General features: G+C 61.6%; 7 protein-coding genes. 2 read left to right on the top strand and 5 right to left on the bottom strand.

Annotated features, from left to right (window positions below):
• Positions 1-15 precede the first annotated feature (15 nt).
• Genes PHW99_RS00210 through PHW99_RS00195 form a run of 4 tightly spaced genes read right to left on the bottom strand, consistent with a single transcriptional unit; the run spans position 16 to position 7,723 of the window.
• On the bottom strand, positions 16-2,715 hold the full coding sequence (locus tag PHW99_RS00210; RefSeq protein WP_300172537.1) for an NHLP bacteriocin export ABC transporter permease/ATPase subunit: 2,700 nt from the start codon (positions 2,713-2,715) through the stop codon (positions 16-18).
• A 2-nt stretch (positions 2,716-2,717) separates the two neighbouring features.
• Complete coding sequence (locus tag PHW99_RS00205; RefSeq protein ID WP_300172535.1) at positions 2,718-4,904, bottom strand: NHLP family bacteriocin export ABC transporter peptidase/permease/ATPase subunit; 2,187 nt, start codon at positions 4,902-4,904, stop codon at positions 2,718-2,720.
• Positions 4,905-4,906: 2 nt separating this feature from the next.
• Entirely contained in the window at positions 4,907-6,172 is a 1,266-nt protein-coding gene (locus tag PHW99_RS00200) for an NHLP bacteriocin system secretion protein (RefSeq protein WP_300172533.1), read from the bottom strand.
• A gap of 9 nt (positions 6,173-6,181) precedes the next feature.
• A complete protein-coding gene (locus tag PHW99_RS00195) occupies positions 6,182-7,723 on the bottom strand; it encodes a TolC family protein (protein ID WP_300172532.1) in 1,542 nt (513 codons plus the stop codon).
• A gap of 349 nt (positions 7,724-8,072) precedes the next feature.
• Between PHW99_RS00195 and PHW99_RS00190 the strand changes: the two genes are divergently transcribed.
• Positions 8,073-10,379 carry a methyl-accepting chemotaxis protein gene (locus PHW99_RS00190; RefSeq protein ID WP_300172531.1) on the top strand — a complete coding sequence of 769 codons (2,307 nt, stop codon included), beginning with the start codon at positions 8,073-8,075 and terminating at the stop codon, positions 10,377-10,379.
• Positions 10,380-10,447: 68 nt separating this feature from the next.
• On the opposite strand, the gene PHW99_RS00185 is transcribed toward PHW99_RS00190, so the two are convergent.
• Entirely contained in the window at positions 10,448-10,879 is a 432-nt protein-coding gene (locus PHW99_RS00185; RefSeq protein WP_300172530.1) for an acyl-CoA thioesterase, read from the bottom strand.
• 38 nt (positions 10,880-10,917) lie between these two features.
• Between PHW99_RS00185 and PHW99_RS00180 the strand changes: the two genes are divergently transcribed.
• Entirely contained in the window at positions 10,918-12,747 is a 1,830-nt protein-coding gene (locus PHW99_RS00180; protein ID WP_300172528.1) for an ABC transporter ATP-binding protein/permease, read from the top strand.
• Positions 12,748-12,769: the final 22 nt, after the last annotated feature.

Raw genomic sequence — 12,769 nt, 5'->3', positions numbered from 1 at the left:
GGCATTCTCCAATGACTAAACAATTTGCCGACGCACCAGGTCGGCGAAGAGGCCGTGACAGCTCATCAACTCGTCATAGCTGCCGGTTTGAACCAGTTGCCCCTGGTCGAGCACAAAAATACGGTCAGCGTTGATGATGGTGCTCAAGCGGTGGGCAATCACGACGCGGGTGGCCTGCAACTGTTCCAGGCTGGTGCTGACCATTTCCTGTGCGCGGTTGTCCAGGGCGCTGGTGGCCTCGTCGAAAAACAGGATGCGGGGCCGGTTGACGATGGCGCGGGCGATCAGCAGCCGCTGGCGCTGGCCGCCTGAGAGTGTGCCGCCGCCATCACTGACCACGGTGTGCATGCCCATGGGCATGGCGCGAATATCGTCGGCCACGCCGGCCTGGGTGGCGGCCTGCCAGGCGTCGTCCAGTGTCAGCGTAGCGGCTGATCCCAGGATGTTGCTGAAGATGTCACCCGCCATCAATTGCCCGTTTTGCAGCACCACGCCCAATTGGCGGCGCAGTGCGCCAATGTCCAGTCCGGCCAGGTCTTGCTGGTCGTAGTAGATGGCGCCCGAGCTGGCCTGTTCAAACCCCAGCAGCAAGCGCAGCAGGGTGGATTTGCCCGAGCCCGACGCACCCACGATGGCCACAAATTCCCCCGCCTTGATGTGCATCGACAGGTCTTTGAGAATGGTTGGGCCGTCGGCACTGTAGCTGAAGGACAGGTGGGCGATTTCGATGTCACCCGCCAATTGGCCGGGATGGGCCTTGTCGCCGGTCACTTCTGGCAAAGCCTGCAAAATGGGCTTGGAGCGCTCGTACATCGGGATGATGTCCAGCACCGCCGTGATGGCTGAGGTGGTGCCCAGCATGGCCGCCAAAAAACCGCCAAACGCGGCATTGAAGGCCAGGAACGAGCCAGTGGAAAAGTTGGTCTTGTCGCCCAGGTAAAACGCCACCACGCCAAAGATGCAGAGGTTGGCGGCCACCGGAAACACCGCGTTGAACACGTCCAGTGCGTTGCGCACCATGGTGGCCTTGAACTGGTGCTCCTGCTGGCTGGCAAACAGCATGGCCCAGTTGAAGAAGGCGCGCCCCTCGGCCCCGGTGGTGCGCAGCTTGGCAATGCCGCCCAGCAGCTGGAACAGCAGGCCGGAAATGCGCCCTTCGATGTCGGCCAGTTTGCGTTCGTGGCGCAGGCGGATCAGGCTGGTGCTGGTGGTGAACACAATGGCGACCGCCACCAGGGCCAGGGCCAGCAGCGCCAGGGTCAGGTTGTAGTAGAACAGCAGCCCCAGGTTGAAGATGGAAAACACCGCCGCCATCAAGGTGTGCATCACGTTGCCTGACAGCATTTGGCGGATGGCGTTGATGCCGTTGGCCCGCACCGCCAGGTCGCCGGCAGAGTAGCGGCGAAAGAAGGAGGTCGGCAGGCTCAGCAGGCGATCCCACACGGCGGCCTGGATGGTGTAGTCCATCTTGCCCTCGGCCCGCAGCATGGCCACACCGCGGGTGACCTCAAACATGGCCGTGGCGAGTAAACCCGCCACCAGGGCCAAGGTGAGTTGCAGCAGCTGGGTCCGCTCAGAGGCGGGAATCACCACATCAAACAGCATCCCCGTGGCCATCGGGGTCACCATGCCGAGCAGCCCGATGGCAGCCCCCATGGCCATCGCGGTGCCATAGTCGCGCAGACAGCCCTGGCTGCCAAAGCGGATCATCTCCCACAGGGTGATGGCCGTGCCGGGGAACGAGCGGTAAAACGTGAACGCAAAGGGGCTCAAGCTGGCGGCTAGGCTGGCTGTGACGGCGCTCACCGTGCCGCGCTCGGGATCATGCAGCTCATAACCTTGGCCCACCTGGATCAGCGCCACCGGGCGCTGCCCGTCTTCCAGCGTGGCCAGCAGGTGGCCCTGGTCTTGTTGCCACCAGTTCCCTTTCAGGGCGACCTGGCGTTTGCGCACCCGCGATGCTTCAACCATCTCGGCCAGCATGTCCCGTTTGCTGGTTGAGGGCGTGTCGGCACTCTGGGGCTGAATGAATTCAATGGCACTGGCTTGGCCAACCACCTGGCAAGCGCTCAACAAGGCTGAGCGGTGTTGGGCCACGGTCATGCTGGATTTTTGGTGAGGGTCAAGAATGCCTGAGAGGCGCTGCATGGCGGCCTGGATGTTTTGCTGCTCACGGGACGTCCTCACGAGCATGCGCTGCTGCTCCAAAGCCTCGCTGGCATGGCGCTGCTCAACCAGCTTGGACAGCAGGGTTGCCTGCAACGCGTCAACGTCTTGCCAACTGGTGGCGGCATGCGCGGGCTCCTGGCTGGCTTTGGCATGCAAGGGGCCGTAGGCACAGATGCTCAGTTGCACCAGCCAGTGGGTCAGCCAGGTCGTCTCGGTTTGAGTGGCTTGCTGGTGTGGTTGGGGCATCAGCCGGGTGCGCGGCAACGCCAACAGGCAGGTGTCTGCCAGACCCACGGCCACCATGCCCCAGCCATCGGCGCAGGGCAGGCCACACAGCACGGCCCCTGCCGACATGCGAAACAGGGGGTGCAGCGCACCGCAGGCTTGCCCGTCTTCGATGCGGGTCAAGAACAGGTCTACCTGGCCGCGGGACACCAGCCACAAACGCTCTGGCGGGCTTAACCACAGGGGGTGCCCGGTGCGTGCCTGGCAGGCTTGTCCCTCGGCCTCAAAAAGGGTGAGCAAAGTTGTGGGCAATGGATGCATGATCACGCCGCTTTCATCAGGGTGGCATACAGGCCATCGGTGTCGCGCATTTGTTCGTGACGGCCACGTTGCACCACTTTGCCTTTGTCGAGCACGATGATTTCGTCGCAGTCGCGGATCGTGCTCAGGCGGTGCGCCACGATCAGGCAGGTGCAGCCACGGCGGCGCAGGTGGTCGTCGACCTGCATTTCGGTGATCGGGTCGAGCGCGCTGGTGGCCTCATCCAGCACCAGGATGCGCGGGTTCTGGGCCAGGGCGCGGGCGATCTCGACGCGCTGCTTTTGGCCGCCGCTGAAATTGCCACCGCCCTCCTGCACCGTGCTGTCATACCCCCCGGCGCGCGAGGCAATGGCCTCGTGGATGCAGGCATCTTTGGCGGCTTGCACCACCTGGGCTTCAGGCAGGGTGGTGTCCCACATGCTCAGGTTGTCGCGCAGGCTGCCCTCGAACAGGGTGATCTCCTGGCTCACCATGGCCAGGGACTGCAGCAACACCTGGCGATCCACCGCGCTGCGGGGTTTTCCGTCAAATAAAATTTCTCCGGCCCAGGGTTCATGCAAACCCGCCACGAGTTTCGAGATGGTGGATTTGCCACAACCCGAAGAGCCCACCAGGGCAACACGCTCACCGGGCTTGAGCACCAGGTTGAAGTTCTCGATCAGCGGGGCTTCGAGCTTGCTGTAGCCAAAGGTGACGTTGCGCAGTTCCACATGCCCCTCCAGTTGGGGGGCGGGTGTCTGAGCCGGGGTTTGAGGCTGGGCGGCGCTGTCAAGCCGCGGCTCACTGCGGTATTGCAACACGTCGTCCAGGCGGTTCATGTCGCCCTGGACTTCCTGGATTTTCTTGCCCATGGCCACCAGCTGGTTGATCGGGTCGATGAAGCTGGCCATCAGGCTCTGGAATGCCACCAACATGCCCATGGTCAGGGCGCCGTCCATCACCCGCAGGCCACCCAGGGCCAAAATCAGCGTGGTGTTGAGCGCGGTCAGCATCGGCGGCACGGTCATCATGGCCACGCCGATGGAGCCGGCACGCTGCTGGCCGTTCATCACCTTGGTCTGGTAACCCGCCCATTTCGTGAAGAAGTCAGCCTCCATGCCCGAAGCCTTGATGCTCTCCATCATTTGCAGACCATTCATGGAGGTGCCCAGCAGCCGGCCGTTGTCATTGGCCATTTTTTGGGTGATGTCAACCGTCTTGCGTGTCATCAGGCGCAGGAACAGGATGTTGAGCGCGGCAATGGCGATGCCCACCAGGGTCAGCACCGGGTCGTAAGACAACATCAGCGCGGCATAAAAAATCACCATCACGACATTCAGCGCGGTGGTGGCGAGGTCACCCGTTAGCAACTCGGCCACGCGGTTGTTGATGCCCACACGCGCGCTGATGTCACCCGGTGAGCGCTGGCTGTAAAACAGCACCGGCAGGCGCAACACATGCCACAGGAATTTGCTGGAGGTGGACAGCGCCAGCTTGGTCTGAAACCGGGTGAGGTAGTAGCTTTGCAGCCAGGTCAGTACCCCGCGCACGATGGCGGTGAACAACATGCCGAGCAACACCGGTTTGACCCACGCGTCCATGCGCCCGATCAGGTACTCGTCGATGAAGGTTTTGGTGAACACTGGCAACACCAGGCCCGGAATCACCAGTGCCAGCCCGGCCAGGATCAGGTAGGCCAAAGCGGGCTCGGACAGGGGCAGACGCGCGCGCAGACTGCTCAGCATGCTGCGTGGCTGGCCGCTGGGCTGGAAGTCGGGGCCGGGTTCAATCACCAGCACCACGCCGGTGAAGGACTGGTCAAACTCCGCTTCGGTGACGGTGCGCGGACCGCAGGCCGGGTCATTGAGGTAAACCAGACCCTTGTTAAACCCTTCGACCACCAGGAAGTGGTTGAAATTCCAGAACACGATGACCGGCAGGGTCATGCTTTTCAGGTCGCCCGGCTCCTTGCGGTAACCCTTGGCGGTAAAGCCGTAGGTGCGCGCGGCTTTGACGACGTTGCTGGCTTTGCTGCCATCACGCGAGACACCGCAGCTCTCGCGCAGTTCCTCCAGCGTCACATGTTTGCCGTGGTAAGCCATGACGATGGCCAGCGCGGCCGCACCACATTCCACCGCTTCCATTTGCAAAATGGTGGGGGTGCGCACACGGCGCTGATCAGGGCTGTCCCGGTGGAGGCTGCGGCGCATGTTCAGAGTCCCAGGGTGGTGCGCAGCATCGGGACCACCAGGGTGATCGGGCGCTGCTGCCGCACGGTGATGGTGGCCGAGCACAGTGTGCCGCTCTCAACCTCGGTGTCCGGCCCGCGCGGGGACGACCATTTGTAGCCGCTGGGGGTGCTGGCGCTGGGGGTCAGATCAGCCAGCACGGCAATCGGGGCCGCGCCGGCGGCGAGTTGCTGCACCAGTTTGTCGTTGTTGAAGATGCGCATCATGCCCGGCGCGGTCGACGGAAACTTGGCCACGGTCTTGACCTTGCCCAGCATGAAACCAAATTCCTCGCCCTTGACCATGGACGGCGCAATCTGGACATCCATGTTGGGCTTGATCTTTTTGCCATCGGTGGGTTGAACGTAAATGTGGGCTTCAAGGTCAGACAGGTTGTCACCGGTGCGTTCAATGCTCAGGATGGGCGCCCCGGTACTGACCATGGTGTTTTCCGATAGCCGAACCTCCAGTACCCGCCCGGTGTAGGGGCTGTAGACCTGCGAGGTTTCCTGAAAGCTGCGCATTTGTCCGGCCAGGCTACGTGTGGTTTCGTTGATCTGGATGCGGATGGCTGAGAGCTCGTTGTCAATCTGCTTTTTACTGTCCAGGCGGCGTACGTCGAGCTGGCGGATGTCGTTGTGATGGGTGTCAATCTCCTGCTGCACACCGGCGTATTCCAGCTTGGTTGACAACAGGGTCTGCCGGGTGATCAGGCCTTGATCGAGCAGCTTGCTCTGGCTTTGGATTTTGGCCTCCAGCGCGGCCAGGCGCTCCTGCGCGGTGTGGATGCGCTTGGTCAGGTTGCGCTCGGCATCCTGCAAATAAATGGCTTGCTGGTTGGCACTCATGGCGTTGACGGTTTTCAAGCGCTCTTCCTGTTGCTTGAGTTCGTGCAGCTTGGCCTCCACGCTGCGAATTTGCTCCAGCGTATCGAGCCGCTCGATGCGGGCGATCATCTGGCCTTCACGCACCAGGTCACCGACATCGACCGAAATGTCAGCCACACGGCCACCCCCGCTGGTCACGACTTCGCTGACACCACCGGGGCGGATCAAAATGCAGGTGCCCGTGATGCGGGTAGGAATGCTGCCCCAAATGCCCCAGAGCAAGGCCATGAACAGCAAGCCGCCAATGGCCAGCAGCGCGACCCAGCCTTTTGGCGACGTCACTTGCATCAGCGCGTCAAGCTGTTCGGGTGAGGACAGCCGATCCAAAGAGGCTTTGCGAAACAGTGGGCTTTTTTCTGACATGGCGGCGTGTTAATCGAGTGTGGGGGGGCTGACGAAGGTCTCGAACCGTATCGACGAGGCGGAAACATCGTCGGTCAGCAGCGCACCGGTCTCAAAGCGCAGTTGCACCAGGGCGTTGAGGTAATTGAGGTGGTAGGAAATCTGGTTTTGCCGCGCACTGAGCAAGCGGTCATTGACGGACAACACGTCGATCAGGGTTGCACTGCCGAGCTGGCTCTTGGTTTTTTCATTTTTTGCCGTGATCTGGTACAGCGCCACCGAGGCTTGGGCTTCCTGCGCTTGCCGAGCACTTCGGATCACCGCCTGCCATGCCGCCTCAACCCCCAGACTGATGGTTTGCTCCAGCGTGTTGAGTTGGATGGTGGCCTGATCATAGGCGGCAGACCGCTGCACATAGCGGCCTTTGGCGACATTGTTTTCCACCGGCCACTGAAAACTGATGCTGGTGCCGATGTTGGCACTTGAGCGCTGCTGGCCCAGAACGCTGACCAGACTGCTGGCGGCATTGCTTTCCAGCAAAGTGGCATAACCCACATTCAGGTTCAGATCAAGCTGTGGTTGCAGTGCGCTCTGGGCCACGGTTTGTGACACCTTGGCGGCTTCCTGGCGTAGCCGGGCTGCGGCCAGATCGGCGCGTTGTTGCAGCGCCAGGGCCAGCAGGCGTTGTTGCACGTTGTCAGTTGCCAGCAAGCCCTGCTGCAAGGGAGGGAGGTCGTCCAGGGGGGCCAGCGTGCTCATTTGGGCCGGATTCATGCCCATGGCCTGACCGAGCTTTTGGCGCGCTTCCAGCACGGCTTGTTCCGCCCCCAGGCGGGCACTGGTTCTGTCCATCAGGCTGGCGCGTACCAGGAGCAGATCGGCCGCCGGAATTTCCTGCGCCTCAATCAGCTTTTGTGTTTCCCTGAGCTGTTGCGCCATGCTGGTTTCAGCGTCGCGGGTGATGGTGAGCGCGTGCCTGGCTGCCACCCATTTCCAATACGCCGACACGGTGTTGACCACGGCTCGGGCAATGGACAGACGCAGGTCCTGCTGGCTGGCATCCCGGGCCAGAACGGCGGCGGCTTCGCTCAGAGCCGCCGATTCCCTGCGGCCCTTGTTCAACGGGAGCAGGAGGTTGAAGCTGACCTTGGCGCTGGTTTGCGCGGCCTGTTGGCCCAGGTCAAGGGTGGTTCCCGCGCTGCGGGTGGCGGAAAGACTCGGACTGAGCACCAGGCCATTCCGCAAGGCCTGGTTGACGGTCAGGCTGTAGGTGGTGCTGGAAGATGCCAGCTCCTGGAGGTTTTGGCCTTGGTCGGCATAACTGGCGCGGCTTTGCTGATTGAGCGGGTTGTGGTCAACGGCGTGGGTTCCGGCCAGCTTGACCGTGGTATCAAACTGACCGGTGGTTTGCTGGAGCTCCCCTTGGCTGGCCTGCAGCTGCTGTTGCTGAATCTGGATGTCGGGGTTTTGGCTGAGGGTATGACGAATGGCCTCCACCAAACCGAGCGGGGTGGCCGAGACATCGCCTGCGCAGACCAGCGCAAACACGGCAAACATCAGCTTGAGCCACATGGTCGGATGACTCCGAATGGGTTCCACCGTTTTTTTCATAGAGTGTGGTGACAGGAAAACAGACAGAAGCGGTTGCCAAGACATGGACCGTCTCTTTTTCTTGGGCAGGTGCCAGAAGGCCGGTGGTGATGGTAAAAGTGCCCATGGGCCTGATTCGGCGCCTGGGACTTTGGTCCCGAACTGGCTCAAAGCGGCATTTCTGCATGGATACCACAGGTATTTGGTGTCTGCGGTCTTCTCTTCGGTGACAAGGCTGTGTCAGGCTGGCATACTAGCTTCGGTCGGAAACAGGTCAAAAACAGGTCTTGGGTGTCTTTTCATGGCAATAAATAAGCTGGTCGTTGGGCTGATGAATTCTTCTTTTTGGCGCCCATCGGTGGCGCTGATGCGGCAATTGCGGTTCCCCGGCAAGATGACCATCGTCGGGATCGCCTTCTCGGTGCCCCTGGCCTGGTTGTTGGCGCTGTATGTCAACAGCAGTCTGGACGGGCTGGATTTTGTCAAGCAGGAACGCCAGGGGGTGCATTATGCCCAGGCCATCTACCCGGCCATCGAGGCCGCTGGGGCTTGGCGTTTTCAGGCCCGCAATGCCGCCGCAGGGGAGAGTGGTGCCCAGGTCGAAGAGGCGCGGCGCCATTTTGAGAACGCTTTCAAAAAGCTGGAAGCCCTGGATGCAGAACTCGGCAAAACCTTGGGCACCAGCGCACTGATGAGCAGCGCCCGATCCAGTTGGCAAGCCGCGACGCAAGCCCAGGGCAAGCCGGAGGCGCTGTTTTCGTCCATGAACGCGATTTCACGCGCCCTGGTGGCCTTGCTGGATGGGGTGACGGATGGCTCTGGCCTGGCGCTTGATCCCGAGTTGCCCACCTATTACCTGATGAATTCGGTGCTGATGCATTGCCCCTCCGTGATCCAGAGCACCTCGGAGTTGCGCGGCATGGGGCGCGACGCGCTCAAGTCCGGCAAGTTGTCCCCTGAAGCCGAGGCCGGGATCCAGCAACGTCTGGCGATCATTGGCCACGAGCGGCAATTGGGCATCCTCGCGCTGGGCAAGGTGCAAAAGGCCGCGCCTGAACGTGCCAGCCTCCTGCAGGCCAATGCCTCAGCCGCGACCGAAGGCTTCGAGGCGCTGGTACGCACCACCTTCCCACCCGGTGTGACCGAAGTCAAAGGCGATGTTGCAGCGTATCTGAACGCTGCCAACCAGGTGATGCAAACGCAGTTTGTCCAGGTTAATAAAAACCTGGACGTGCTTGACCTGATGCTGGCTGACCGGCAAGGGCAACTCGCGCGTGGCTTGTGGCTGACGGTGGCTGCGGTGGTGTTGGGCGTGTTGGCCGCCATCTACCTGTTCATGGGATTTGCCCGCGCCATGAGCAGTGGTTTCGCGCTGTTGCGGCGTCAGTTGATCAGTATTTCCATGGGCGATTTGCGCGCTTCAGCCAGTTTCAGTGGCAAAGACGAGGTGGCTGGTTTGCTCAAAGAACTCTCCCACATGCAGACCGCGCTGGCCATCACGGTGCATCAGGTGCAGGAGGCCTCCAACTCGGTGGTGAGCTCCAGTGTTGACATTGCACATGGCATGCAGGACCTGTCTGCCCGCACCGAATCGGCCGCCGCTGCGCTTGAGGAGTCGTCAGCCGCGCTGGAGCAAACCAACTCCACCGTGGCCATGACGGCCGAGTCGGTCAGCAAAGCGTCCGAGATCGCCACCGGCAATGCGAGTACCGCCAGCCAGGGTGGACAGGTGATGCGCGATGTGGCCGAGACCATGGCGCGGATCCAGACGTCGTCGCAAAAAATCAGCGACATCATCGGGGTGATTGACGGTATTGCGTTCCAAACCAATATTCTGGCGCTCAACGCCGCCGTGGAAGCTGCACGTGCGGGCGAACAGGGGCGGGGATTTGCCGTGGTAGCCACCGAGGTGAGGGCACTGGCCGGGCGCAGCGCCGCCGCCGCCAAGGAAATCAAGACCCTGATCACCACCAGTACCGAAGAGGTCACCAAGGGGGCCGAGATCGTGCGTCAGGCCGGTGAACACATGCACCAGATCGTGGAAAACGCCGCTCAGGTGAAAGACCTGCTCGACGAAGTGGCCAACGGCGCGCGTGAGCAAAGCCTGGGCATTGGCCAGATTGGTCAGGCGGTGCACGAGCTGGATCACAACACCCAGGCCAATGCGGCCCTGGTGGAAGAGACCGCCTCGCAATCCAAAGCCCTCAGTGGCGCCGCCGTGCGCATGGCCGCGCAGGTGGATGAATTCCGGCTGCCGGGGGCCAAATCGTCCGCGTTGGTGGAAGGCATTGATGTGGATGCCATCATTGACGGACACCGTCAGTGGAAAGTCAAACTGCGCGATGCCATCGAGGCGGGTGACAAAGTCGATGTGGCCACCCTGTCGCGGGATGATTGTTGCGCCTTGGGCAAATGGATTTACGCCGACGGCCAGCGCCTGCGGGAGCGGGCCAGCTTCACGGCACTGGTCAACAACCATGCCCACTTTCACCAGGTAGCCGGCCAGGTCGGGCAACTCATCAATGAACACCGTTATGACCAGGCCCTGGATGCCCTGGCGCCCAACACCCCGTTCACCCAGGCCACCAGTGATGTGGTGATGGTCCTGTCGGCGGCAAAGCGGCTCGGGTTTGTCTGAGTTTGTGAATGAAATTGACCGCTAGCCCGGATCAATCAAGCATAGTTTGCTATTGTAATAATAGCAAATCAGGGTGCTGATTTGGACACCGGGCGCGGCTTGCCGTTGTCGTCAATGGCCACGTAGGTGAGCGAGGCTTCCGTGACTTTGGTGTATTGGCCCTGGGCGCGGAATCGTTCGGCGTAGACTTCGATCTTGACGGTGATGGAGGTGCGGCCAATGCGCACCAGCTTGCCAAAAAAGGACAGGATGTCGCCCACCCGCACCGGTTGCTTGAAGATGAATTCATTCACCGCCACGGTGGCCATGCGTCCGTCGGCATAGGGCGCGGCAATCACCGCGCCGGCCAGGTCCACCTGGGCCATGACCCAGCCGCCAAAAATATCACCATTGGCGTTGCAGTCACGCGGCATCGGGATCACTTTGAGCACCAGTTCCTCGTCGGTGGGCAAGGCCAGCAGTGTCGGGCTGGGTGGTGTGGTGTGGGGGCTTGCAGACATGGGCACAATCCTCAGGTTATTTCTTTCGATTGTCCTCCATGAGCCGTCATTCATCCGCCTCTCACCGCGGAACACCGCCTGTTTCAGCCACTGACAGCACCGCTCCCCAGCGCTCCGACTGGGCCACGCTGCAGCGCCTGTTTCCGTACCTGTGGCAATACAAGTGGCGGGTGATGTCCGCACTGGCCTTTATGGTGGGGGCCAAACTGGCCAATGTGGGCGTGCCACTGCTGCTCAAGGAACTGGTGGACACCATGACACCCAAGGCCGGCCTGGGGGCGCAGGCACTGCTGGTGGTGCCGCTCGGGCTGTTGCTGGCCTATGGCCTGCTGCGCCTGTCCACCACGCTGTTTGCCGAGCTGCGCGAGTTGATCTTTGCCAAGGCCACCGAGGGTGCGGCCCGTTCGATCAGCCTGCAGGTGTTTCGCCATCTGCATGCGCTGAGCCTGCGTTTTCACCTGGAGCGCCAGACCGGCGGCATGACGCGTGACATCGAGCGCGGCACCCGCGCCGTGCATTCACTCATCAGCTATTCGCTCTACAGCATTTTCCCCACCCTGATCGAAGTGGCGCTGGTGCTGGGGGTGCTGGCGGTCAAGTTCGACCTGTGGTTTGCCTGGATCACCATCACCGCGCTGGTGCTCTACATCATCTTCACCATTGTTGTGACGGAATGGCGCACGCAGTTCAGAAAGCAGATGAACGAACTCGACTCCACGGCGCACAGCCGGGCCATCGACTCGCTGCTGAATTTTGAGACCGTCAAATACTTCAACAACGAAGAGTTTGAGGCCCGGCGCTACGACGACAACCTGGAACGCTACCGCAAGGCCGCGCTGAAAAGCCAGACCACGCTGAGCGTGCTCAACACTGGCCAGCAGCTCATCATTGCCGCTGGCTTGGTGGCCATGTTGTGGCGCGCCACGCAAGGCGTGGTGGATGGCCGCATGACGCTGGGTGACCTAGTGATGGTCAACGCCTTCATGATCCAGCTCTACATTCCGCTGGGTTTTCTGGGCGTGCTGTACCGCGAGATCAAGCAGGGCCTGACCGACCTGGAAAAAATGTTCACCCTGATGGAGCGTGAGCGCGAGATTGCCGACCTGCCCGGTGCCTTGCCGCTGGCGCTGGAGGGCCAGGCCAGCGTGAGCTTCAGGCACGTCAGTTTTGCCTATGACCCGGCGCGCCCGATCCTGCACGACATCAGCTTTGAGATCCCGGCTGGCCAGACCGTGGCCGTGGTCGGGCCATCGGGTTCGGGCAAATCCACGCTGGCACGCCTGCTGTTTCGCTTTTACGACGTGCAGCAGGGCCAGATCCTGATCGCCGGGCAAGACATCAAGCAGGTCACCCAGGCCAGCGTGCGGCAAGCCATCGGCATCGTGCCGCAAGACACCGTGCTGTTCAATGACACGGTCGAATACAACATCGCCTACGGCAAGCCCGGTGCGACCCGCGAACAAGTGCAAGAGGCGGCCAAGTCGGCGCACATCCACAACTTCATCGTGGCGACCCCCAAAGGGTATGACACCATGGTGGGAGAGCGCGGCCTGAAACTCTCGGGTGGCGAAAAACAACGGGTGGCGATTGCCCGCACCCTGCTCAAGAACCCGCCGATCCTGATTTTTGACGAAGCCACCAGCGCGCTGGACTCGGCCAACGAACGCGCCATCCAGGCCGAGCTGCAAAGCGTGGCGCACAACAAAACCACCCTGGTCATCGCCCACCGCCTGTCCACCGTGGTGGATGCGCATGAAATTCTGGTGATGGAAGCCGGGCGCATCCTGGAGCGCGGCACCCATGCCGAACTGCTGGCCGCCAACGGGCGTTACGCCGACATGTGGGCGCTGCAGCAGAGTGCCGAGTAGTTTGATTTTTCACGGATGGGAT

Source organism: Rhodoferax sp. (assembly GCF_028689305.1).
Lineage (GTDB): Bacteria > Pseudomonadota > Gammaproteobacteria > Burkholderiales > Burkholderiaceae_C > Rhodoferax.
This window is presented reverse-complemented; position numbering and strand designations above follow the sequence as displayed.

What these genes read in the sequence shown, in the direction of transcription:
- PHW99_RS00210 (WP_300172537.1), bottom strand. Translation starts at nt 2,715, where the DNA reads ATGCATCCATTGCCCACAACTTTGCTCACCCTTTTTGAGGCCGAGGGA.
- PHW99_RS00205 (WP_300172535.1), bottom strand. Translation starts at nt 4,904, where the DNA reads ATGCGCCGCAGCCTCCACCGGGACAGCCCTGATCAGCGCCGTGTGCGC.
- PHW99_RS00200 (WP_300172533.1), bottom strand. Translation starts at nt 6,172, where the DNA reads ATGTCAGAAAAAAGCCCACTGTTTCGCAAAGCCTCTTTGGATCGGCTG.
- PHW99_RS00195 (WP_300172532.1), bottom strand. Translation starts at nt 7,723, where the DNA reads ATGTGGCTCAAGCTGATGTTTGCCGTGTTTGCGCTGGTCTGCGCAGGC.
- PHW99_RS00190 (WP_300172531.1), top strand. Translation starts at nt 8,073, where the DNA reads ATGAATTCTTCTTTTTGGCGCCCATCGGTGGCGCTGATGCGGCAATTG.
- PHW99_RS00185 (WP_300172530.1), bottom strand. Translation starts at nt 10,879, where the DNA reads ATGTCTGCAAGCCCCCACACCACACCACCCAGCCCGACACTGCTGGCC.
- PHW99_RS00180 (WP_300172528.1), top strand. Translation starts at nt 10,918, where the DNA reads ATGAGCCGTCATTCATCCGCCTCTCACCGCGGAACACCGCCTGTTTCA.